The following is a 24,152-nucleotide window of genomic DNA, read 5'->3' on the forward strand; positions in this document are numbered from 1 at the left end:
GATAATTATCAGTTTGACAGTATTTTAACTTGGATTTAACTTTGTTTTTTATTCTTTCTTAAAACTCCTCCTGCATAAAGAAAAACTTCGGATTTTAGTGTATTAAAATTTCTATAGAAATCATCAAACTCTCCCTTTACCAGTGTGTGGTTTTTATAATAAAAATTATCACAAGAAATAGTATCACATTCTAGCATACCACCCAATTCACTTTCGTGTTTTCTTATCTCATCATTTATATTTTTTGTTTTTTCTTCAATAGCTACGATTTGCTGCTTAAATTCCTGTATTCTCTCAAAGAGGTTTGGAGTTGTAGGTTCGAATATATAAGAATTTAATAATTGATTAATGAAATGTATTTCACCTTCTATAAATCGAAGACTTGATTTCCATTTTAAAATATCAAAATGTATTTCTTTTATTTCTTTTTCTGGAGAGTTATTGGTTGCTGTCATCATTATTTCTAAGTTTTAAAACTTACTAAAAAGATATCTAATCTTTTGCAATTAAAAAGTGATAATTATCAGGTTTTGTGAGTTTTAACAAAGGAAAATTTACAAAATGAAGTAATATCTCCTCGAGTCTTTTAACTTCGCTCAAGGCAGGCAAAGTCTAGAGATCACACATAGTAAGAACATCTATAATAACTAGATCTAGATCGGGCTCGACCTAGCATTTATAAAATATTTTGCATTAGATTACAGTTCGTTTGGGGTTTTGTGATTATTAGTTTTTACTCTCTAATTATATCTTTAATATCTAATCTTTTTCGTCTCCTTTCTGAGTATTCTTTTACTTTTCCTATCCGTAGTAGCATTTGTATTTCTCTGTCTATCTTTAATGATGTCTTTAATAAATCATAATATTCTTTTTCTTCTAGTACTTGACTCATTGGATGAACTGCAATTTCATTATGTATACATTCCAACCAAACTTGTTCTAATAATCTTCCTGCTTGTATTAATTCGATTTTACTATAAGAATCAGATGTGATCAAGATATATCCTGAACAAGAATTTAATTGTTCTTTTGCACTCTTAATAGAACTTTTTATAAATGCTTTGCCTGTGACTGATTTTTTTGAAATAAAAAGATTGAATAGAAAACGTTTAATTCCTTTTATTTCTATTGCTTCGGGTGTTATCCCATCTTTTCTCTGTTTTTCTTCTTTATAAGAAAAAGTCATCCATTTTGCTAATTCTCTAAGCTTATCTGTATCTTTCATCTGGAAACTATACGCATCTAAAGAACAATCAATAATCTTTTTGGTTTCTTTACTTTCCGATGGAAAGTACAAGATACTATCTGATATATTGGTTAGTTTTGTTATTGTTGCATCATCTATTTTTTTTTCTAAATATGGTTTCCTAATTGTTAAACGTTTCTTTATTAATTCAATATTTCGCTTTGTTTTTATCAAGTTATGGTCTTGTTGAAAATCAAGAGTTATTTCATCATCATTAATCGTTACAATCGAACTATACCCTAAATCTTGTGCCGATAACACGCAGTTTTCAATAAACGCTCCTATCGAAATCCATGTTTCTCTATTATTTGGATCAACAAATGGTAATGTTCTATCGTAATTAGGATACACTTTAATCTTTTCATTCTCTGGCATCTCAACAATCCACATTTGAGCATTATGACTACTTGGAGCATAAGAACCGTATGTTATTATTTCTTTCATATCAGTAGCTTAAGAAGAACTAAGTTTTCTGATAAAAAGAAAACCTAATCAAGTTGTTATTTTGAATTCTTTCATTTCTTTTACTGGTTTCATTTATCATAAAAAATCAAACCAAAATTTCTATGGTTTCATATAGTTTAGGAGTATGAACTTTCCATTGATAAGTGTCTTGTATTTTTACTCTCAATACATCTGCAGCAGTTGCTTCACCATGAATCAGAAACACTTTTTCCGGAATATTTTTAATCTCACTCATCCAACCTAACAATTCTTGCTGATCTGCATGGGCCGATAGGCTTTCTATCCCATAAATCTTTGCATTTACAGGATAATACTTGCCAAATAGTTTGATCTCATGAGCTCCTTCCTGCAACTGCCTACCTCGTGTTCCTTCTGCCTGAAAACCTACAAGCACTACAGAAGTGTTATCATTATCTACAAGCTGTTGTAAATATGTAAGTACTCTACCTCCCGTAACCATTCCGCTACCTGCAATTACAATCTTAGGACGAGGATTATCAACCACTTCCCATGTTTCTTTATATGACATCACTATATTAATATGATTACAGATAGCGTAATAATCATTCATGGGTACTTTATGCCAATCAGGAAAGCTTTCAAACACCGAAAGCACATTGTTTCCCATTGGGCTATCTACATAAACCGGAAGGTTTGGGATTTGGTTTTTTTGATATAATTTCCAAAGAATATACATTAAAGCTTGCAGTCTTTCTACAGCAAAAGAAGGAATGATTAATACGCCTTTATTATACAAGGTATCATTAATCAAAGTGATAAGTTTTTCTTCAACATCTTCATTGGGGTGTAACTTATTACCATACGTACTTTCTACAAAAAGAAAATCTGCCCATTCTGGTTTTTCTGGGGCATGAAGCAATACATCATTTGTTCTTCCCAAGTCTCCAGAAAACACCAATATTTTTCCATAAAGATTTAACTCTATAAAAGTAGACCCTATTATATGACCATTATACCTAAACCTAAATTGGATATCCTGAGATAACGAAATCCAGATATCTTTCTCCTCTCTTTTAAAATATCCAATTGTTTTTTCGGCATCATTTTTAGTATAAAAAGGTAATGCGGGATGATGCTTAGAATATCCTTCTTTATTAGCTCTTTCTGCCTCCTCTTCATGAATCTTTGCACTATCTCGTAAAATAATTTCTGTAATTGCCAAAGTAGGTGCCGTAGCTATAATATCGCCTTTAAACCCTTGTTTAATCAAACGAGGCAAGTAACCTGTATGATCCAAATGCCCATGAGTAAGGAGCACAACATCAACTGCCGAAGCATCGATAGGTAAATCTTGCCAATTTAATTCACGCAGTTCTTTAATCCCTTGAAACATCCCACAATCAATCAATATGTTTTTCTGAGGAGTTTCAAGATAAAACTTGGATCCAGTAACAGTGCCCGCAGCTCCCAAAAAGTGAATTTTAATTGATGGCATACGATTCTATTTTATGTTGTACACAGCATTTTGATTTCATTTATAATATTTTGTTTTCGCTGTTCAGAAATGCCTAAATGATCCAGAAAAAAAATCTGTTCTATCAATTGTTTAACTAAAACAACATCTCTACTTAATAGAAATTGCTTTTCCCGATTTGTTAAAAATGTAGAAACCGTTATTGGATATAATCCAAGACGATCAACTCTATCTTTAAGGCTATTATCTTTGGGATAATCCCAACTTAGTAAATATAATCCTGCACATTTACCATATTGAATTGCGTCTTTTGTAAAACGAGTATTGGTTACTACCCAACCATGATTAGGAATCATTTCTCCATTATTTTCATGATGTGTTTCAATATCTCTAAATCTAGAATGGATATATAAAGGAACTTTTACATTACAATTACGCCCTTCTTCGCTATGAAATTTACATTCTATAACCAAATAATCGCTATTTTTTCTAGCTACTACATCGACTTCATGGGATACACACATGCCTTGAATGACTTGCCCTATTTCTACATGATATCCAGAATATTGTAATATTGACGCAACAAAACGTTCGAAAGGAAAACCAGTTGGTCCCAATTCATAAATCGCTTTTTTCAATTTATACTTCGAAGCAAAAACAGATTTTTTCTTCTTAAGTAATGCAAAAGCTCGATTATAAATTTCTCTGGTAGAAATACCCTGGTATAATTCGTCTCTAACAATTCCCAAAATATATTCTACTGCTTTATCATCCGCGCCACTCCGCTTTAACGAATTGCGAAGTTTATGGAGTGAAAATTTAACTTTTTCTCCAGAAGATTTTATAACATCAAGATTCTGGTTTTGCATTAAAAATATTTAAATATGAAACACAACTAAATACCTTAGTGAATACGCTGCTGATCTTTTTTAAAGTATGATCTTACCAAAGCTTTGGTTTGATTATCGGTCATACTATCTGCTTTGAGCACATCTTTTACCTTTTTACTTATATCTTTATAATTTGTCGCTAATTCTTTATTGAATTTTTCTCCCGTTTCTGCAGGCCCGTAAATCACGATACTATCTGCATCTTTTAAAAGAGAAGCTATCTTCTTGAAATACGCCTTAAACTGATGTTTCTCACGCTCCAGATATTTACTATCCTGAACCACATCCTGTGGTCCTCCTTTAAGTCGTGTACCTGAACCACCATGAATACGAAAATTTTCAATTTCTGATGGTATCGTATTCATATCCTCACTATCTTCTTTGACAGAAATGATATGAGCTTTCTCTTTATCTATCCAAATTCCTATATGTTTCATCTGTTTACATTTTATGGTTAAAGAGTATTAACAAGTTGTTATAAGGTGTAAACTGCTTGTTGAATACATATTTACTTATTTAATTTGCTATATCATGCAAAGCCAACACAGGTACTTTAGAATGATGTCCTAAGTTTTTCACCATTGGTTTTGAAAATATACTTCCAAAAAAACTGTGTTTTCTATTGATAAAAGTAATCATATCACTCTCTCTACTTTCTACAAAACTGCTCAGCCCTCCTTTTACATCTATATTGTGTAAAGTATGAAAAGTATATTTTATACCATCTAGGTATTCTACGAGCAATTTCTTGTTGTTTTCTTGTTCTTCGTCCAAGTTATCATCATTAGTAACATGAAGAATTTTTATTTCTGCATTGGTGATCTTTGCAATTTCAGTTAGATATTGGAGCTCTCTGCGTTTAATTTGAATTTTATAATCTGTTGGAAATACAATTTCTTTTGGCTCCTTATAATCAGCACCTTCTGGGATAGCCATAACAGGGCAATTTCTTACTTTTTCCATCACCAAAACAGTATTACTACCATAAATCAGATCTCCAGCATTAGTCGCCCCCTTTGTTCCCATAACGATCATTTCTATATCCTTTTTCTCTACAGTATCTTTAATAGCACTCAATACATTATTGAATTGTGATATCATAAAAAATTTATGATCAGGGTTATCATCTCTAAAACTCAATCTTTCTTTGATCTTATTTAATCCGTTTTCTGATTTCTCCTTAGCTTCTTCGTAAATTCGTTCTCCAGGTTCGGGAATCATCATACTTTCTAATGCATAACCCGTCGCATTAAACACATTAAGAACGTAAAAATCACATGTTTCATTCTTATATAGCTCTATAGCATATAGTATAGCATTCCACGCATTTTTTGAAAAATCCGTGGGCAATAAAATCTTTTTTTTCATCACTTTAGGTCTTTAGATTAGTCCTATAAATTTATAGATATAGCCTTGCAAAAACTATGATAATTATCAGCTTGGCTCAGGAATGACTAAGAAAGGTACCGAAAGATGAAAACCAATTTTTTTAATTACTGGTTCATGCACAATACTTTCCATTAGGCTATGTTTATATTGTGACATACAAAGCATATCAATATTCATTTCATCAATAAATTCATTGATGAGTTTTGCTTTTTGAGTAAATCGAGGAATCCAATGTATACAATAATTATGGCCTTTAAGATTTTCTTTAAGACTCTTAAGGTTATGCTCTTGTATTTCGTCTAATTTTTCTTCTTCATGAATGTGCATTACCCTGATGTTTGAAGAAAACACGGTAACAATTTCTAGAAGAGGTTTTAAAGATTCTATAGTATATAGACATTTAAAATCTGTTGCAAAGCCAATTTCTATGGGTTTTTTAAAATCAAATTCATCTGGCACTGCCAGTATTGTACAATCTTTAATTTTTTTAATAACCTTAACTGTATTACTTCCTATAAGAACTTCTTTGGCACCACTAGCTCCTTTAGTCCCCATAACTACAAGATCTATTTTTTTACTCTTTATGGTTTTATTAATAGTGTCTGTAAGTTTTTTGGAAACAGATATCGTCTCAAATGTATGATTAAGATCCTCTGTATCCCTAACTATTGAGTGAAGTGTCTCTGTAAGTTTTTCCTGGGATTCATTACTTAATTGCTGATATAATGAATCTCCTTTTGCTGTATTCATTCTGCTAGTTAAAACTGGAGTGTCTACATCAAAAGTGTTTAATATACAGAAATGGCATTCTTGATCTTGAAATAGCCGAGTGGCATAAAAAAGAGCACTATAGGCATTATTAGAAAAATCTGTGGGAACGAGTATTCTTTTCATCGCTTTTCAGTTTTACAAATTACATCATAAAACTAGCTTTATAATACTAAGAATACTATGACAAATCTCATGTCTGCACAAACTCTCAAATTGCAGTATCAGCCGGAATTACTAAAAAAGGAATTGTAGTATGAAATGTCATTTTCTTGATAATAGGTTCTTTTATTATTCTTTCTATAAAACTATGTTCATAATTAATCATTACCAGAATATCGATCTCTAACTCTTCAATAAATTCCTGAATAGCATTCTCTACAGTTGAGAAATCAGACATGACATGAAAATCATATTTTACTCGTTTAAAATAGTGTTCTAATGTACTAGAATTATAGTGTTGTAAAGGGCCTAATCCCGGCTCATCATATATATGAATCATCCTAATAGTCGCATTGTAATTTTTAGCAAACTCCAATATAGGAGTTACTTCTGCCTTATGGTACATTCTCTCAAAATCTGTTGCAAAAGCTATTGCTGAAATTTCTTTAAAATATGAATCATCAGGAATAACAAGAATCGGACAATATGATATATTCTTAACTACTTTTTGTGTATTACTCCCTAAAAAAATGTTTTTGCTTCCAGTTGCTCCTTTAGTGCCAATAATGATCATATTAAAAGGATTGTTTTTTGAAAGCTTGTTTATATTATCAACCAAAGCCCCTTTCTTACTAATCATTTTAAAAGTATGATCCACACCAGGTTTAGAGTTATGGATATCCTCTATTGTCATTTTTAAACCTTGCTCAGATTCTATCTTAACTGCTTCATAAAGATGGCCAATTCTTTGAGAGCTCACAACATTTATAAGTTGTACTGGTTCAAGATCATAGGTGTTTAACAAATGAAACTCACAAGGAACATTTCTATATAGCTCTATAGCATACAATATAGTATTCCATGCATTATCAGAAAAATCTGTAGGGATCAAAATTCGTTTCATCTATTAAAGTTTATTATGTCTCACTGCATTTTTTTTTCAGAAGGAATTACCAAAAAAGGAATATTGGTGTGGTATGCAATCTGATTAATTACGGGTTTAAATAAAAGGTTTTCAAAAAAAGAATGCTTGTTATGAATCATAACCAACAAATTGATAGTATACTTTTTCTGAAAATCTTCTACCGCGTCCAAAACATCCATTCCTTCTGCAATATGAAAAATATGGGCATTATCTTTAAAATATTCATCCAGCCTTTCCTTTGTCTTTTGTTGTTCACTATCTAAGGCAACCCCATAATATGCATTTAAGATATTGAGCCTGCATATATACTTATCGCAAATTTCTTTTACAAAAGGTAAATATTTATTATCCACACTAAGGTTATAATCTGTTGGAAATAAAACATCCTTAGGTTCTTCAAATGTAAAACCAGAAGGGACTGCAATAACGGGGCAATTCACTTTTTTTATCGTATACATAGTATGCGTACCAATAAAAACTTCTTTGGCTCCTGTAGCTCCTTTGGTTCCCATTACGATAAGGTCAATATTATATTTTTCGACAACTTCTTTAATCTCACCAATAAGAGTATTAAAAGTTGATAATCTAACAAAACTATGTTTTGGATTATCAAATTCTTCCTTTATTTTTTCTTCTGTTTGTTCTACATCCCGTTTAGAATTGATCATTGCAATATCTTCCATTCCATACGGTGCAGGATTCTCTATAAGATACCCTGTATGGTATGATACTGGCGTAAAGGTATTAAGCAAATAAAAAGTGGCTTCTTCATCTCTAAATAGATTCAATGCATATTTGATCGCATTAAATGCGTTATCAGAAAAATCAGTGGGTAATAAAATTCGTTTCATCATTATATAATTTTAATATCGTTGTAAATTCTGCATCGCTAAAAAAGGAATCTTAATATGTAATCCTATTTTATCAATTGTAGATTGGTGTAATAGGCTTTCTAAATAAGAACGTCTAGAATTTATCATTACCAAAAAATCTATTTCATTACTCTTTATAAATTGATTAATACCATCTGTAAGGTCTTCTGATGCCTTTTGATGAAATATTAATTCTGCTGTAGGTAATGATTGTTTTAAAAAGTGTTTATTATCTTCCTGTCTTATAGAAAGTTTATCAAAATCAGATATATATAAAAAATTAATCACCGATCTAAAACTTTTGGTGAGTGTACTTAATAACTTTAACTCTCTTCGTTTAAATGGTAATTGATAATCCGTTGGAAACAAAATGTTTTTTGGTGGACTATAACTACAACCACTCGGAATTACTAATAAAGGGCATTTTACATATTTAAGCACTTGCAAGGTATTACTCCCAAAAGTAAGTTTTCGGTCATCAGTTTCTCCTCTTGTACCCATAATTAGAATATCTAAGTTTTCTTTATCTACCAGATCATTAGCTTCATCAATCAGACTTCCGAACATTGATAGTAATTTAAACTCATGTCGGGGGTTAGGTGAAATATTTTTTATTTCTGAAAGCATCTTCTCTAGGACCACATCAGAGTTTTTATGTACTTTTTGTTTTAGCTCATTAAAAACTTCGCGGGATACCACAGTGTCGTGATCATATACCTCATCTGCATAAGCATGTAGAAGAAAAAAATCACAACGCTCATATTTAAAAAGTTCAACAGCATATCGTAAAGCATTCATGGCATTTTCTGAAAAATCTGTAGGAATCAATATTTTTCTCATCGCTTGCTTTTTTGATATGTTAGATTCAAAATTAGGTAATTACAGACACAGAAACTATGATTTTTGTCAGTTGAAGAATCATGATATTTGTCATATTATATAAACGCATACTTTTTCATATTTGTAACAAATAAATTCTATGTCAGAGCATACTTGTTTTCATTGCGGAGATGATTGCAATAAGACAGTAATCAAATTTGATCAAAAAACATTCTGCTGTAATGGGTGCAAAACTGTATTTGAAATTTTTTCGACTCATGATTTATCCTGTTATTATGACTTACAATCTGCTCCTGGTGCCATTCCTGAAGAAATTCAAGGAAAATACGATTATCTCGATACTCCTGCTATTGCTGAAAAATTAATAGAATTTAATGATGGTAACACCCAAATCATTACACTGTATATTCCACACATGCATTGTAGCTCTTGTATTTGGATATTAGAAAATTTACATAAACTTCAGCCTGCTATTACAGCATCACAAGTTAATTTCCCTAAAAAAACAGTTCGTATAACATTCAACAGTGATGGTATTTCCCTTAAAACATTAGTCAGTTTACTTAATTCTATAGGGTATGAACCCTATATCAGTCTGGATGACTACACCTCAGGGAAAACACAAATCAACCGAAGCTTAATTTACAAACTTGGTATCTCTGGTTTTGCTTTTGGAAATGTAATGTTCTTATCATTTCCAGAATATTTTGAAGTATCGGAGTACTGGTTAGAACAATATAAAAACATTTTCCGCTGGTTAATGTTTGCTTTTTCACTGCCCGTTGTATTTTATGCTGCACAAGATTATTTCATTTCTGCTTATAAAGGGTTGCGATCAAAAATACTAAATATTGATATTCCAATCGCTTTAGGAATTTTGGTTCTTTTTCTACGAAGTACTACAGAGATTATTTTTGATTGGGGAACCGGTTTTTTTGATAGTCTCACCGGGCTGGTATTTTTTCTATTGCTAGGAAAATTCTTCCAACAAAAAACCTATTCTTTTTTATCCTTCGAGAGAGATTATAAATCTTATTTCCCGATCGCAGTAACAAGAATTGCTACAACAAAACAAAACAAAAAAAGAAAGGAAGAGAATATACAAGTTTACGATATTGAAAAAGGAGATCGACTATTAATCAGAAACGGTGAATTGATTCCTGTAGATGCCATTCTTATTGAAGGTGATGCACAAATTGATTATAGTTTTGTAACTGGCGAAAGTGAATCGGTTACCAAACAATCGGGTGATACTCTTTTTGCTGGAGGCAGACAACTTTATGGAGCTATAGAAATTGAAGTTTTAAAATCTGTAGAACAAAGTTACCTTACACAATTATGGAGCAATGATGTGTTTAATAAAGATAAAACTGCTTCATTTACTAATCTTACCGATACGATAAGTAAATATTTCACCATTACAATCTTATGCATCGCTATACTTGCTACTTCTTTTTGGCTATTTGTTGACCCTTCAAAAGCAGCACAGGTATTCACTGCAGTACTTATTATTGCCTGTCCCTGTGCATTGGCATTAGCACGACCTTTCGCCTTGGGTAACATTCTTCGCATCTTCGGAAAAACCAAATTCTATCTCAAAAACGCAGATGTTATAGAACGATTAGCTCTGGTAGACACCATGATTTTTGATAAAACTGGCACCATAACAACTACCATAACCAACAAAGTGACTTACGAAGGAATGGAACTAACACCTGAAGAAGAATCTTTGCTTAAAAACACATTACGAGCATCAAATCATCCACTTAGCAGAACACTCTATGATATATTAGCAGAACATGATATTCTAACTCTAGACGAATATCATGAACATATAGGAAAAGGAATTGAAGGTAAACTCGAAGAAGATACTATCAAAATAGGGTCTGCAAATTTTGTAGGAAATGATATCAATTCTGAAATCACAAATACTTCAGTTCACATTAGTACAAATAAACAATATAAAGGTCGTTATGTTTTTCATAACCAATATAGAAAAGGAGTTAAAAAAGTATTTGATCAATTATCTAAAAACTATCAACTCGCTATTTTATCAGGAGATAATGAAGGTGAAAAAGAATATTTAAAAAAACTACTCCCAGAAAACACTTCATTGCTTTTTGACCAAAAACCAGACGATAAGTTAAACTATATCAAATCACTACAACAGCATAATCAAAACGTCATCATGGTTGGTGATGGATTAAACGATGCTGGGGCTTTGGCACAAAGTGATGTAGGTATAGCTGTTTCAGAAAATGTGAATGTCTTTTCTCCTGCATGTGATGCGATTCTTGATGCTTCAAAATTTGATTCCATATCTTCTTATCTCGATGTATCAAAAAAAGCGATTACGATCATAAAATCGAGTTTTGCCCTATCATTTTTATATAATATTATAGGGCTATATTTTGCTGTTACTGGTCAACTTTCTCCTGTGATAGCTGCAATACTAATGCCATTAAGTTCTATCTCTATTGTTGCATACGTTACTGTACTGACAAACTGGTCTGGAAGAAAATTAAAATCAAAACAATGATAAACTCTTCTGAGGATCATAATCCAATCCAACATTTTCAACAATGGTTTCATGAGGTAGATAAAGCTCATCCCGAGGATGAAGCTAATGCAATGTTACTCTCCACCATCGGGGTAGATGGTTTTCCCAAAAGTAGAATTGTATTATTAAAACGCTTCACCTGGGAGGGTTTTATCTTTTTTACAAATTACAACAGTGAGAAAGGAAAGGCCATAGCGCAAAACAATAAAATCTCTATTGCCTTTAATTGGGCAGCAGCAAAAAAGGAAGTCTTAATCACTGGAACAGCAGTAAAAATTGCCAAAAACTTATCAGAAGGTTATTTTGAATCACGGCCCGAAGGGAGCAAATTGGGCGCATGGGCTTCTGATCAAAGTGAAGTAGTTGCCTCACGTAAAGTGCTAGAAAATCAACTACAGCAGTATGAAATCAAATTCAAAAATCAAGTCATCCCAAAACCAGAACATTGGGGAGGGTATTTGATTAAGCCTAATGGATTTGAGTTTATAGAACATCAGGTAAGGGAAGGGTTCGATCATATCACAAAATATAAACTACAACCAAATTATAATTGGTCTCTATCTACTAAAATTACATTAGCGCAAATATAGTTTTTTTGCAATCTGATTTTATATTATTCATTTTCAAAGACATAGTGAATCACCTAGAACAATAGAAGACTATTAAGTCCTATAAATGATAAATATCATATTATACATTATTTAATAAGTTAACATTTGTAGTCATTAATTCATATTATACCTCTTATGAAACTCATTAAACTCAGTACCGCAGTATTATTCGCATTATTTTTCACAAACATCAATGCCCAATTAAAAATCGATGCAGAAGTACGACCTCGATTCGAGTACAGACATGGATTTAAAACATTGTTCCCAGACGATGCAGACCCCGCAGCTTTTGTATCCCAGCGTACACGATTAAATGCTGGTTACAAAATGGAAAAATTAAATTTTTATTTAAGCTTACAAGATGTAAGAGTATGGGGAGATGTGCCTCAACTCAATTCGGTAGATAAAAATGGTTTTAGTGTTCACCAAGCTTGGGGAGAAATTCTTTTTACTCCTAATATTTCAGTAAAACTAGGTCGTCAAGAAATTGTATACGACGATCATCGTATTTTTGGTAATGTAGGTTGGGCACAACAAGCACGAAGCCACGATGCTGCCCTTATAAGATACAATAAAGATAGTTTTAAGCTTGACTTAGGTTTTGCATTTAACCAAGGAGAAGAGTCCCTAACAGAAACAACACTTACAACACCTAATACATATAAAAGTATTCAATATGCCTGGTTACATAAAGACTGGGAGAGTTTTTCGGGAAGCCTCCTTTTTCTTAATAATGGATTACAGTTTACAGATCCTGCCAATTCTGATAATGATGAAACCCGATATAGCCAAACTGTAGGAACTCACCTGAAATACTCAAAAGGAAAATTTGGCCTTACATCTAATCTTTATTATCAATTTGGAAATGATTTAGGTGATAATGATCTAAGTGCATATCTATTAGGCCTAGAAGCAGATTATAAATTAACTGAACAATGGAAAATACTACTAGGTGGAGAACTGCAAAGTGGTAATGAAAATGGAGCTCCTGCCAATGGAGATAATGAAGCTTTTACTCCTTTTTATGGTACTAACCATAAATTTAACGGGCTAATGGATTATTTCTATGTGGGTAATCACATCGGAAATGTAGGATTGATTGACCTATATCTAAAAACGAATATAAAATTCAATCAAAAATCTGCTTTAAACTTAGCTGCTCACAATTTTATGGCTGCCGCAGATTTACCAGGAGATGAATCCAAACAATTGGGAACAGAAATAGATTTCGTATATTCATATGATTTTCAGAAAAACATAAACATCAAAGCTGGATATTCTCATCTCTTTGCTTCAGATGGAATGGAAATATTAAAAAACAATTTTGATGGAAATACCAATAATTGGGGATGGATCATGGTTACGATTAAACCCACTTTATTTACAACCGATAAATAAAAAATATGCCTATTAAGAGCTACTTAGCCCATCCACAAAAAGGAGAAAAAAATGAACTCATCAATGCACTATCTTCAATAGAGCAATGTGAAGTCATGCCTGCCGATAATAAAGATGTGCTCATCTTAATTACAGAAACCGAAAATGAAACTGAAGAAGCTATTCTAAAAGAAAAACTAGACACGATAGAAAGCCTAAAATTATTGGCTATGGTTTCTGGATTTAATACACCACAAAACAACTAGTATTATGTATACCTCTCTCACCAATAGAAGAAAATTCATAAAAAAAATGGCGATGTTGTCTGCGATGACTGCCGCAGCAACTATGTTTCCCGGAATATTATTTGCAGACGAACAGGAAAAAGGATTGCCAAGTGGTGATATCGATTGGAAAAAAGCTCCATGTCGATTTTGTGGTGTAGGATGTGGAGTGCTCGTAGGAACAGAGAACGGAAAAGCTGTAGCAGTAAAAGGAGACCCTAAGAGTGATGTCAATAAGGGATTACTTTGTGTAAAGGGATACCACCAAATCATGTGTATTCAATCAAAAGATAGACTCACTCATGCGTTGGTAAAGAAAAACGGTCAGTACGTTAAGACACCAATCAATGAAGCTTTGGATATTGTTGCCAACAAAATGAAGGAAACGATTAAAAAGCATGGTAAAGATAGTGTAGCCATGTATACTTCTGGTCAATCTACAATTCCTGAAGGATATGTTGCTTCAAAACTAATGAAAGGAGCAATCGGAACAAATAATCTAGATTGTAATGCTCGATTATGTATGGCAAGTGCAGTAGCAGGTTTTTTGACCACTTTTGGTGCTGATGAACCTATGGGCTGTTATGAAGATATCGACCATGCAGACTATTTTGTTACTTGGGGTAATAATATGGCAGAAATGCATCCGGTGCTATTCTCCAGAATGCTCGAACAAAAAAATAGAAGAGGTGCCAAAATTATTGATTTTGCCACCCGAACAACACGTTCTAGTACTGCTTCTGACAGGTCTATATTGTTTGAACCTCAAACCGACTTAGCCGTTGCCAATGCAATTTGTTATGAAATTATTAATAATGGATGGGTAAACAACTCTTTTGTAGAAAAACATTGCAACTTTAGCAAAGGATTAACCAATATGGGATATGGCCTGGAAGATAAATACAAATTTAAAGACAAGCCACAAAAAATAGATTTTGAAGCCTATAAAAAATTCTTAAGCGATTATACTCCAGAAAAAGTAGCTAAGTACTCAAAAGTATCTGTAAAAGATATTAAGTATTTAGCCGCTATATACGGAGATCCAAATAAAAAGGTAGTTTCTTATTGGTGTATGGGAATGAACCAACATACGAGAGGAACCTGGATAAATAACTTAGTTTACAATATTCATTTACTTACCGGAAAAATTTCACAGCCAGGAAATGGACCATTTTCATTGACAGGGCAACCATCTGCTTGCGGTACTGCAAGAGAAGTAGGTACTTTTACTCACAAGTTGCCTAAAGGAGTCGTGATGAATGAAAAACATAGACGCTTAGCAGCAAAAATATGGAAAGTACCCTATGAGCGTATCCCTTCTAAACCAACGTATCATGCTACAGAAATGTTTAGAGCAGTTGATCGTGGGGATATTAAATTTATTTGGACACAAGTTACCAATCCTTTGGTTTCAATGCCAAAAACAAGTAGGTATCGCCCAGCTATGGAAAAAGACTCTTGTTTTGTTGTAGTCTCTGATGTTTTTCCTACACCTACATCTGATGTAGCAGATGTAATTTTACCAGCATCATGGCATATAGAAAAAGGTGGATTGTATGGAAACTCTGAACGAAGAACACAACATTGGGATAAAATGGTAGATGGTCCGGGAGAAACAACTCCAGATGCATGGATGACCGTTGAAGTTGCAAAGCGAATGGGGTATGGTGATTTATTTCCGTATAGTGAAGAAAATCATGTTGAAGAAATTTATAATGAATACCGGCAGTTTCACGAAGGAGCAAAACACGGAATGGCTCCTTTAGAAGTTCTAAAAAAAGAATCTGGTGTAATATGGCCATATGTAAATGGAAAATCTACACAATGGCGTTTCAATTCAAAATATGACCCTGCTTGTTCTAATGGTGAAAATTTTCATTTTTATGGAAAACCAGACGGAAAAGCAATAATCTGGCAACGACCATATGAACCGGCTGCAGAATTCCCTGATAAGGAATATCCTTTTTGGCTCAATACCGGAAGAGTTATCGAGCATTGGCATACAGGTTCTATGACACGTAGGATACCTGTATTACACAAAGCGATGCCAAGTGCCTATGTAGAGTTTCACCCAGAAGATGCGACAGCATTAGGAATTAGAGATGGCGAAAATATAAAAGTAACATCACGTAGAGGTTCATGTGTATTACCCGCATCGATAAACAAAAGAGGGTTACCCACCAAAGGCCAGGTTTTTGTACCCTTCTTTGATGAAAACATGCTAATTAATGACGTTACTTTGGATGCTTTTTGTCCAATTTCTAAAGAACCTGATTATAAAAAATGTGCTGTTAAAGTAGAAAAAGCATAGGTTATGAAAAAGAGACTCGGAATCATATCACTGTTTTTATTGTTGTTCATAGCTTTTATCACTATCTGGAATTATAGTTATCAAGAAGGTTTGGAAGAAAGTTATATCCCTATTGAGGAAAACTCAGCAGAAACGTCTATCCCATCAGAGAGTGGAGTATTCAAACGTTCTGGACTGGCATTAGAATATGCAAACATGCCCGTTGATGAAGAACATCAAAGATCACTAGACACCTATTATGATAATAGAGCATATCCTGGAGCGCCCCCCAGTATCCCACATCCGGTTAAGGAAGAAATGAGTTTAGGAGCAAATACCTGTTTGCAATGCCATGAAAACGGAGGATTTGTGCAAAAATTCAATGCTTATGCACCAGTTACACCACATCCAGAAATGGTTAATTGCCGGCAATGCCACGTAGTACAAAAGACCGAAAATCTCTTTACAGAAAATGGTTTTGCAAAAGCTCATGCTCCTAAAGTTGGAATAAATAATGCTTTACCCGGGAGTCCACCAATGATCCCGCATCAAATACAGATGAGAGAAAATTGCTTGTCTTGCCATGCCGGACCTGCAGCTCCAAAAGAGATAAGAGTATCTCATCCAGAGCGTATAAATTGTAGGCAATGTCATGTTCCTAGAGATAAAAAAGTAACTGATATTGAAGTTTTCACCAGAGCTAATATTACTGAAAATGAATAGATATAATAACATACATATTCTGATGTATACTTTCCTTACCGTCATATTATTTTCATGTAAACACGGGGAAGGCGAATACCATAGTATTACTGACAAAATAGAAGCCAAGAGTAAAAATTATCACGGTACTTCTATTTCTTCAGAACAGTATTTAGAGGGTATTAAAACAATAAAGATTACAGAAGGAGAACATACATTTTTGATTCCTGAACGTAAAAGCGAAATCAAATCATACGCCTGTACCGAATGTCATACCAAACCAATAGAAAAATTAAAAAGTGAAGATCCTTCAAAAAAAGCACATTGGGATATTAAACTGGCTCATGCGGATCTAAATACTATGAACTGCATTACCTGTCATAATGGAAATGACATGGATAACCTAACTAGTTTAACAGGTTCAGACATTGATTTTAATAGGAGTTATACATTATGTAGTCAATGCCATAGTAAACAGTTTAAAGATTGGAAAGGTGGTGCACATGGTAAAAAGTTAGGAGGATGGGCTCCTCCCAGAGCATCAATGACCTGTGTAAATTGCCATAACCCGCACAATCCAGGTTTTGAAACCAGGTGGCCTGCCGGGTATAATACTCAAAAAGTAAAAGAACGAGAATAGTTTAGCTATCACACTTTCATGTAATACCTCTTAACAATTTAACAATGAGCGACAATACTAAAAAATGGTTTTCTCTAAACCTAAATAGCAAAAAGAAACAAAGTACAGGTTCTTGTGGTTGCGGAAAAACATCTGGTGGATGCGGCTCTCATACTAAAGATCAAATTACTAATCAGGAATTTGATGCTGCAGTAGATGCTGCTATTGGTGATGAACGCAAAAAAGATGGTTTTGATCAAGTTTTTGATGTACAAATGGATCGTCGAACTGCTTTTAGAAAACTAACCGCAAGTTTGGTAATTGGCGCCGGAGCTGTAAGTACATCTTGTAATCTGACTTCTGGAGAAGAAAGTAAAGAAAAAGCACAAATCGATTGGGAAGAGCAGTTTAAGGGCAACTATAAATTAATGACCAATGATGAAAAGAAGGCTACAGTTGACCGATTAGTACGCTCCTATCAACTACGAAAAGGGCAAAATATTGATATGTCGTCTAAAAATGCTGAGAAAGATGTGCTTTTTGGATATGCCTTTAATATCTCTAAATGTCAAGGCTACATGGATTGTGTAAGTGCTTGTGTAGAAGAAAATAATCAGGATCGAAATTCGCAAATGGAATATATACGAATTCATGAAATGAAAGATGGAAAAGGTCTTAAGTTTGATGAAGCCGATGACAATTATTACCACGAAGTCCCTGCAGAAGGTCATTTTTATATGGGAACACAATGTTTTCATTGTGATAACCCTCCATGTGTAGAGGTTTGCCCGGTACAAGCCACCTGGCGAGAAGAAGATGGATTGGTCGTTGTAGATTATGACTGGTGCGTTGGGTGTAGGTATTGTATGGCTGCCTGCCCTTATGACGGACGACGATTTAACTGGAGTACTCCCGAAGTTCCTGAAAATGAGATTAACAAAAATCAACATTATCTGGGAAATCGTATGCGTAAAAAAGGAGTAATGGAAAAATGTACTTTCTGTGTGCAACGATCTCGGGCTGGTAAAAACCCTGCTTGTGTAGAAGCTTGCCCAACAGGAGCTCGAATTTTTGGAAATTTATTAGATCCCGAAAGTACAATACGCTGGGTATTGGAAAACAAAAAAGTGTTTAGGTTAAAAGAAGATCTTGGGACAGAGCCTAAGTTCTGGTATTTTATGGATTGATATACCGCGTGAGGGATAGCAGTAAGCTACCCTGCCTGGCCGATAGGCAGGCATGTAGCACGAATAGCCCGACCGAAGGGCACGCTCAAAAAAATGAATTAAAAATAAAGCACAAAATATATAGTCATGAGACGACTCAAAGTTTTTCGCAGTTTAGTAAAAGATAGCCTGGATACCACCACTCAAGGTTCTAAAAAATATCACTTATGGATGGCATTTTTGACCTTTGTTATGCTAGTAGGAATGTATTGCTATTCTGTACAACTAGATCACGGCCTTAGTGTTACAGGAATGACTGATAGAGTTAGTTGGGGATTATATATTTCTAATTTTACGTTTCTGGTTGGTGTGGCTGCGGCTGCGGTCATGCTAGTGATGCCAACGTATGTTTTAAAGGATATAGATTTTAAACAAGCCGTACTTATTGGTGAAGGATTAGCCGTAGCAGCATTGATTATGTGCTTAGCTTTTGTTGTTGCAGATATGGGTGGACCATCTGTATTGTGGCATATGATACCGGGAATTGGAGTTTTTAATTTTCCAGCTTCAATGCTAACCTGGGATGTTATTGTCCTTAATGGATATTTATTTTTAAATATCTCAATCCCTTTTTACATTTTGTTTAGACGTTATCAGGGAAAAGTGCCTAATCCAAAAATCTATGTTCCTGGAGCAATTTTATCTGTTTTTTGGGCAGTAGCTATTCATCTGGTAACTGCTTTTTTATATCAAGGATTACAAGCTAGACCATTTTGGAATAACGCTTTATTAGGGCCTCGATTTTTGGCATCTGCATTTGCTGCCGGACCCGCTCTGATTATTCTAGTATTAGCAATTATTAGAACTTTTACAAATTTCAAAATCGAAGATAAAACGATCAAAAAAATCGGGATGATCGTAACTGTTGCGGCACAAATCAACTTGATTATGTTAGTTTCAGAATTATTTAAAGAATTCTATGCGCCAACACACCATAGTGAAAGTGCGTATTACTTATTCTTTGGTTTACATGGTAAAACAGCATTATTACCATGGATCTGGACTGCAATACCGTTAAATATATTAGCAACAGTACTATTAACTTTTGGTAAATTACGTAACAACTTAAAGGTGTTATATTTCTGCTGTTTTATTCTTTTTATAGCGATTTGGATAGAAAAAGGATTTGGTTTGATCGTTCCTGGTTTTATTCCTGGACCTTATGGAAAAATTTCAGAATACACTCCCACGGGTATAGAAATTGGTGTAACTATGGGTATTTGGGCTCTTGGTGCCTTTATATTTACAATTTTAGCCAAAACTGCAATCAAAATTGAAACAGGAAATTTAAGATTTAAGAATAGATAACCTTATACATTTAATCATAAAATTCTTCTGAAGCCTTTATTGACAAGGGATACAAAATTGTCCACTTTTTTGTCCACCTCTGTTTTAAGGCTTCAATCGCTTCTTTTCATAATTTAGCCCAATAATTCAATCAAAGATTCATTTCAAAAAATTCAAATTATGAAAACCAAGTATTTTGATCAGTTTTTTATAGGTTTCTCGGAAACAGTAGCGTCTAAAAACAATTATTATTAAGGAAGATTTTCATAATAGTGATTGCATGTCTTGAATAATCAGAAGCAAATTTTCAGTGTTAAAATGTAATATCGATTAAGCTCCCCTCTTTACCCCATAATACTTGTTTATTAAAGCGGTAGTTTCGACATACTGTACTGCCGCTTTCTTTAAAAAAGTAAAACATGTATAACCTTCTGTATATTCAAGTATAAACAGTCTATTTATAAAAGATCATCAAAAAGTAGATTTGCTTCAACTATCCCATAAAAAAAAGATATCTCTAGTAGAGATACGAAATAAAAAAAGTAAACATTTTAAAAAACAAAATCGTGAAAACAAAAATACTTCCCACAGTATTATTCGTACTTATAAGTTTTATAAGTCTAGCACAAACTACCATCACTTTTGATGATCGGGGTTTTTCAAACAACCAAGATATAACAACTCCTCTTCTTAGCGGAATCTCGGGATATAGATTTGAATATCTCCAAAACGATGTTCAAAAATTTGGGACGCGCTACATAAATGATGGAGGGTTTGGAAACTCTGGATATTTCTCCCCACCTTTATTATTTCGTAATCAAAAAATTCGAATTTCGCGAGTAGATGGAAAACCATTTAAACTTAATGAATTTTTCACAAGAGGTGCTTTCGGAAATTCAGTAGGAATGAATTTTACAGGGTACCTGGGAACCGTTCCTGTCGCTACACAGAGTACAACAGCACTTAATAATGGTCAATCTCGTACAATTACACTTAATGTAAATTTTGGCAACGTTACTTCGGTAGTTATCGATGATAATGAAGCCCGTTTTGGTCTTGATGCTAGTTTTGACCATTTTGTTTTTGAACAAATAATAGATAATACAGCACCATCGGGATATACCATAGCTTGGAATGACACTAAGATAAATGCTACAGAAGCTCCCTCCACTTCTTTTACCATTACTGGTGGTGAGATCGGTGATGTTGTCAACTACCGTATTACCAGCTCGGGAGATGGCAACACGGCTACCATAACAAGTAGTGTAGCCATAAGCAGTATCCCACAGACTGTTACAGTAGATGTAAGTTCGCTTCCAGATGGAGTATTAACCAATCGGGTAACCCTCACAGATCCATCTGGTAATATAGGAGTGGCAGTTTCTAGTACAGCTACCCTGGATAAAATCGTACCTGGCGGGTATTCTGTATCCTGGAGTGATACTTTGATCAACGCTACAGAAGCCAGCTACACATCTTCTTTTACTATTAGGGATGTAGAAATAGGAAATACGATGGTATTTTCGATTACCAGCTCAGGAGATCCTGGTTCGCCAGTTTCGAGTACTCCTTTTACAATGACAAGTAATACACAAAACTTTCCTTTAGTTTTAAATAGTATACCGGATGGCGTTTTAACCATAGAAGTAACGATTACTGATCCAGCTGGTAATGTAGGACCTACAGTTTCAGATAATTCTGCTACGTTGGATAAGACCGCCCCTTCTGGTTATTCAGTAGAATGGGATAGATTCTTAATTAATACTGTTCAAGCAACAACTGCTAATTTTGCAATTCGAGGAGGAGAAATCGGCACTACAGCTACTTATGAAATATCAAGTGCCGGAGATAGTAATACCGCTACAATTACCAATAGTATTTTAATTACTTCGGATCCACAGTTTTTTAGTGTAAACCTAAGCACATTGTCTGACGGTGTATTAACTACAAATTTAACGCTCACAGATCTTGCTGGTAATGCAGGAGATGTGGTCATCGATAATTCGACCACCTTAGATCAAACTCCACCAACAGGATATTTGGCAACCTGGGATGATGTACTGATCAATGCTTCTGAGGCTGCTACAGCAAGTTTTACTGTAGAAAATGTCGAGGTAAACTCTTTTATTGATTACACGATATCAAGCTCGGGCGATGGCAATACAGCAACCATTACAAAAGCTGCAACAATGATATTTAGCGATCCTCAAACGGTTACTGTAGATATAAGTTCCTTAACTGATGGAGTATTATCCTATGATATAAAATTCTCAGACCCAGCATATAATCCGGGAACACCCACTATATCGGGCAACGATGTTACCTTAGATACAAATGCACCTACCGGGTATACAGTAACTATAGATCAAAGTCCTGTCAATGCGGGTAATGATGATGCCGTAAGTTTTACTTTTGCTGGAGCAGAAATAGGAGCAACTTATGATTATACTTTCAGCAGTGCAGGAGGTGGTACTTCGGTAACAGGAACAGGAATAATTACAACTACAGCCGATCAAATTACTGGAATTGATCTAAGTAGCTTAGGAGATGGAACTATTACTCTTGAAGCTTCTCTTACAGATCCTGCAGGAAATAGCGGAGCCACCGTAATGGACACAAAAAATAAAGACGTGGCATTACCAACAGCGACTATAGCTATAAATGATTCTGAACTCTCTATAGGTGAAACTACAAATGTAACAATTACTTTTTCTGAAGTTATAACTGGTTTTAACAATGCAGATCTAACTATACCAAACGGAACGCTCTCTACCGTAAGTTCTACTGATGGGAATATTACTTTTACAGCAACCTATACGCCAAATACCAATATAGAAGATGCAACAAACATCATTACATTGGATAATACAGGAGTTACTGATAATGGTGGTAACGCGGGTATTGGAACAACAGACTCTACAAATTTTGTTATTGATACAGCATCACCTACCTCAACAATAACAATTAGTGATAATGAATTAACCGTAGCAGAAACTGCTATAGTAACCATCACATTCTCTGAACCTGTAACCAATTTTGATACTACTGATCTTACTATACCAAACGGAACACTCTCTACATTGAGTTCTTCTGATGGCAATATCACTTTTACCGCTATTTTTACTCCAACAGAAGGTATTGAAGATCCAACAAACATCATTACATTGGATAATACAGGAGTTACTGATACTATTGGTAATGCAGGTATTGGAACAACAGACGCTACAAATTTTGTTATTAATACTATAGTACCTATATCAACAATAACAATTAGTGATAATGAATTAATCATAGGAGAAACAGCTACAGTAATCATCACATTCTCTGAACCTGTAACTGGTTTTGATAATACAAATCTAACTGTACCAAACGGAACGCTCTCTACCGTAAGTTCTACCGATGGTAACATCACTTTTACAGCAACCTATACGCCAAATGATGATATCGAAGATGATACTAACATCATTATATTGGATAATACTGCAATTACTAACAATGTTGGTAACGCGGGTATTGGAACAACAGACTCTACAAATTTTGTTATTGATACCACATCGCCTACTTCGACAATAACAATTAGTGATAATGAATTAACAATAGAGGAAACAGCAACAGTAACCATCACATTCTCTGAACCTGTAACTGGTTTTGATAATACAAATCTAACTGTACCAAACGGAACGCTCTCTACCGTAAGTTCTACCGATGGTAACATCACTTTTACAGCAACCTATACGCCAAATGATGATATCGAAGATGATAACAACATCATAACTATAGATAATACTGGAGTCGTCGATGCTTTAGGAAACCCCGGGATAGATACTACAAATTCTGAAAACTTTAGCATTAACACCCAGAATGTAACTCCAGCTTCAACTACTTTAACTTTTAATAAAGGATTCTCTCCTAATGGAGATGGGATCAATGATACATGGGTAATTGAAGGGTTAGAAAACTTCCCTAATCACCAAATTCAACTTTTTAATAGAACAGGTAACCCAGTTTTTAAGTCCAGACAATATCAAAATGACTGGAACGGAATCTCCCAAGGGAGTTCGACTTTTGGAAATGGAAAACTTCCCTCTGGAGCGTATTATTATGTTATCGAAACCGGGAATACCGAAGTAGCTCCTTTAACTGGTTGGATATACATTAACTATTAACCTGTTTTATTACAAAAAAAATCAATCCTTATTTAATT

At 34.1% G+C, this 24,152-nt stretch carries 20 protein-coding genes; 10 read left to right on the top strand and 10 right to left on the bottom strand.

The window, feature by feature from the left end:
* Positions 1-35: 35 nt before the first annotated feature.
* From ATE84_RS01325 to ATE84_RS01370, 10 genes are all read right to left on the bottom strand, one after another.
* Positions 36-458, bottom strand: a complete 423-nt coding sequence (locus ATE84_RS01325) for a hypothetical protein (RefSeq protein WP_101445163.1) — start codon at positions 456-458, stop codon at positions 36-38.
* Positions 459-733: 275 nt separating this feature from the next.
* The gene (locus tag ATE84_RS01330) at positions 734-1,690 is read right to left on the bottom strand and encodes a hypothetical protein (RefSeq protein ID WP_101445165.1); all 957 of its coding nucleotides are present in this window, start codon (positions 1,688-1,690) and stop codon (positions 734-736) included.
* 106 nt (positions 1,691-1,796) lie between these two features.
* Positions 1,797-3,167 (bottom strand): MBL fold metallo-hydrolase RNA specificity domain-containing protein, encoded by a 1,371-nt coding sequence (locus tag ATE84_RS01335; protein WP_101445167.1) that lies wholly within the window; start codon positions 3,165-3,167, stop codon positions 1,797-1,799.
* A gap of 11 nt (positions 3,168-3,178) precedes the next feature.
* Positions 3,179-4,015, bottom strand: coding sequence for a restriction endonuclease (locus ATE84_RS01340; RefSeq protein WP_101445168.1), 837 nt, complete (start codon positions 4,013-4,015; stop codon positions 3,179-3,181).
* A gap of 35 nt (positions 4,016-4,050) precedes the next feature.
* On the bottom strand, positions 4,051-4,473 hold the full coding sequence (locus tag ATE84_RS01345) for a hypothetical protein (protein ID WP_101445170.1): 423 nt from the start codon (positions 4,471-4,473) through the stop codon (positions 4,051-4,053).
* Positions 4,474-4,552: 79 nt separating this feature from the next.
* A complete protein-coding gene (locus ATE84_RS01350) occupies positions 4,553-5,404 on the bottom strand; it encodes a universal stress protein (RefSeq protein ID WP_101445171.1) in 852 nt (283 codons plus the stop codon).
* 66 nt (positions 5,405-5,470) lie between these two features.
* On the bottom strand, positions 5,471-6,319 hold the full coding sequence (locus ATE84_RS01355) for a universal stress protein (RefSeq protein WP_101445173.1): 849 nt from the start codon (positions 6,317-6,319) through the stop codon (positions 5,471-5,473).
* Positions 6,320-6,404: 85 nt separating this feature from the next.
* Positions 6,405-7,259, bottom strand: coding sequence for a universal stress protein (locus ATE84_RS01360; RefSeq protein WP_101445174.1), 855 nt, complete (start codon positions 7,257-7,259; stop codon positions 6,405-6,407).
* Between the two features lie 20 nt (positions 7,260-7,279).
* Positions 7,280-8,131, bottom strand: coding sequence for a universal stress protein (locus ATE84_RS01365; protein WP_101445176.1), 852 nt, complete (start codon positions 8,129-8,131; stop codon positions 7,280-7,282).
* Between the two features lie 12 nt (positions 8,132-8,143).
* On the bottom strand, positions 8,144-8,992 hold the full coding sequence (locus tag ATE84_RS01370; RefSeq protein ID WP_101445177.1) for a universal stress protein: 849 nt from the start codon (positions 8,990-8,992) through the stop codon (positions 8,144-8,146).
* 139 nt (positions 8,993-9,131) lie between these two features.
* Here ATE84_RS01370 and ATE84_RS01375 point away from each other — a divergent pair, with 139 nt between their 5' ends.
* The 10 genes from ATE84_RS01375 to ATE84_RS01420 all read left to right on the top strand — a co-directional run bounded on the left by ATE84_RS01375 (position 9,132) and on the right by ATE84_RS01420 (position 24,114).
* Positions 9,132-11,531: a heavy metal translocating P-type ATPase metal-binding domain-containing protein gene (locus tag ATE84_RS01375; protein ID WP_101445179.1), complete on the top strand. Its 2,400-nt coding sequence runs from the start codon at positions 9,132-9,134 to the stop codon at positions 11,529-11,531.
* Positions 11,528-12,142 (top strand): pyridoxamine 5'-phosphate oxidase, encoded by a 615-nt coding sequence (gene pdxH, locus ATE84_RS01380; protein ID WP_101445180.1) that lies wholly within the window; start codon positions 11,528-11,530, stop codon positions 12,140-12,142. Before ATE84_RS01375 ends, pdxH begins: the two co-directional genes overlap by 4 nt.
* A gap of 156 nt (positions 12,143-12,298) precedes the next feature.
* Complete coding sequence (locus tag ATE84_RS01385) at positions 12,299-13,561, top strand: alginate export family protein (RefSeq protein ID WP_101445182.1); 1,263 nt, start codon at positions 12,299-12,301, stop codon at positions 13,559-13,561.
* Positions 13,562-13,566: 5 nt separating this feature from the next.
* The gene (locus tag ATE84_RS01390) at positions 13,567-13,806 is read left to right on the top strand and encodes a hypothetical protein (protein ID WP_101445183.1); all 240 of its coding nucleotides are present in this window, start codon (positions 13,567-13,569) and stop codon (positions 13,804-13,806) included.
* Between the two features lie 4 nt (positions 13,807-13,810).
* Positions 13,811-16,135, top strand: coding sequence for a molybdopterin-dependent oxidoreductase (locus tag ATE84_RS01395; RefSeq protein WP_101445185.1), 2,325 nt, complete (start codon positions 13,811-13,813; stop codon positions 16,133-16,135).
* 3 nt (positions 16,136-16,138) lie between these two features.
* Positions 16,139-16,837, top strand: a complete 699-nt coding sequence (locus ATE84_RS01400) for a nitrate reductase cytochrome c-type subunit (RefSeq protein WP_101445186.1) — start codon at positions 16,139-16,141, stop codon at positions 16,835-16,837.
* A complete protein-coding gene (locus ATE84_RS01405) occupies positions 16,830-17,456 on the top strand; it encodes a cytochrome c3 family protein (protein ID WP_101445188.1) in 627 nt (208 codons plus the stop codon). The genes ATE84_RS01400 and ATE84_RS01405 overlap by 8 nt, the downstream gene beginning before the upstream one ends.
* 44 nt (positions 17,457-17,500) lie before the next feature.
* Complete coding sequence (locus ATE84_RS01410) at positions 17,501-18,622, top strand: 4Fe-4S dicluster domain-containing protein (protein WP_101445189.1); 1,122 nt, start codon at positions 17,501-17,503, stop codon at positions 18,620-18,622.
* Between the two features lie 126 nt (positions 18,623-18,748).
* Positions 18,749-19,969 (top strand): sulfate reduction electron transfer complex DsrMKJOP subunit DsrP, encoded by a 1,221-nt coding sequence (gene dsrP, locus ATE84_RS01415; RefSeq protein ID WP_101445191.1) that lies wholly within the window; start codon positions 18,749-18,751, stop codon positions 19,967-19,969.
* Positions 19,970-20,514: 545 nt separating this feature from the next.
* On the top strand, positions 20,515-24,114 hold the full coding sequence (locus tag ATE84_RS01420) for an Ig-like domain-containing protein (protein ID WP_101445192.1): 3,600 nt from the start codon (positions 20,515-20,517) through the stop codon (positions 24,112-24,114).
* Positions 24,115-24,152: the final 38 nt, after the last annotated feature.

The sequence above is a fragment of the Aquimarina sp. MAR_2010_214 genome, from assembly GCF_002846555.1.
GTDB lineage: Bacteria > Bacteroidota > Bacteroidia > Flavobacteriales > Flavobacteriaceae > Aquimarina.

What these genes read in the sequence shown, in the direction of transcription:
- ATE84_RS01405 (WP_101445188.1), top strand. Translation starts at nt 16,830, where the DNA reads ATGAATAGATATAATAACATACATATTCTGATGTATACTTTCCTTACC.
- ATE84_RS01385 (WP_101445182.1), top strand. Translation starts at nt 12,299, where the DNA reads ATGAAACTCATTAAACTCAGTACCGCAGTATTATTCGCATTATTTTTC.
- ATE84_RS01325 (WP_101445163.1), bottom strand. Translation starts at nt 458, where the DNA reads ATGATGACAGCAACCAATAACTCTCCAGAAAAAGAAATAAAAGAAATA.
- ATE84_RS01400 (WP_101445186.1), top strand. Translation starts at nt 16,139, where the DNA reads ATGAAAAAGAGACTCGGAATCATATCACTGTTTTTATTGTTGTTCATA.
- dsrP (WP_101445191.1), top strand. Translation starts at nt 18,749, where the DNA reads ATGAGACGACTCAAAGTTTTTCGCAGTTTAGTAAAAGATAGCCTGGAT.
- ATE84_RS01370 (WP_101445177.1), bottom strand. Translation starts at nt 8,992, where the DNA reads ATGAGAAAAATATTGATTCCTACAGATTTTTCAGAAAATGCCATGAAT.
- ATE84_RS01355 (WP_101445173.1), bottom strand. Translation starts at nt 6,319, where the DNA reads ATGAAAAGAATACTCGTTCCCACAGATTTTTCTAATAATGCCTATAGT.
- ATE84_RS01395 (WP_101445185.1), top strand. Translation starts at nt 13,811, where the DNA reads ATGTATACCTCTCTCACCAATAGAAGAAAATTCATAAAAAAAATGGCG.
- pdxH (WP_101445180.1), top strand. Translation starts at nt 11,528, where the DNA reads ATGATAAACTCTTCTGAGGATCATAATCCAATCCAACATTTTCAACAA.
- ATE84_RS01345 (WP_101445170.1), bottom strand. Translation starts at nt 4,473, where the DNA reads ATGAAACATATAGGAATTTGGATAGATAAAGAGAAAGCTCATATCATT.
- ATE84_RS01330 (WP_101445165.1), bottom strand. Translation starts at nt 1,690, where the DNA reads ATGAAAGAAATAATAACATACGGTTCTTATGCTCCAAGTAGTCATAAT.
- ATE84_RS01350 (WP_101445171.1), bottom strand. Translation starts at nt 5,404, where the DNA reads ATGAAAAAAAAGATTTTATTGCCCACGGATTTTTCAAAAAATGCGTGG.
- ATE84_RS01365 (WP_101445176.1), bottom strand. Translation starts at nt 8,131, where the DNA reads ATGAAACGAATTTTATTACCCACTGATTTTTCTGATAACGCATTTAAT.
- ATE84_RS01375 (WP_101445179.1), top strand. Translation starts at nt 9,132, where the DNA reads ATGTCAGAGCATACTTGTTTTCATTGCGGAGATGATTGCAATAAGACA.
- ATE84_RS01410 (WP_101445189.1), top strand. Translation starts at nt 17,501, where the DNA reads ATGAGCGACAATACTAAAAAATGGTTTTCTCTAAACCTAAATAGCAAA.
- ATE84_RS01390 (WP_101445183.1), top strand. Translation starts at nt 13,567, where the DNA reads ATGCCTATTAAGAGCTACTTAGCCCATCCACAAAAAGGAGAAAAAAAT.
- ATE84_RS01360 (WP_101445174.1), bottom strand. Translation starts at nt 7,259, where the DNA reads ATGAAACGAATTTTGATCCCTACAGATTTTTCTGATAATGCATGGAAT.
- ATE84_RS01340 (WP_101445168.1), bottom strand. Translation starts at nt 4,015, where the DNA reads ATGCAAAACCAGAATCTTGATGTTATAAAATCTTCTGGAGAAAAAGTT.
- ATE84_RS01335 (WP_101445167.1), bottom strand. Translation starts at nt 3,167, where the DNA reads ATGCCATCAATTAAAATTCACTTTTTGGGAGCTGCGGGCACTGTTACT.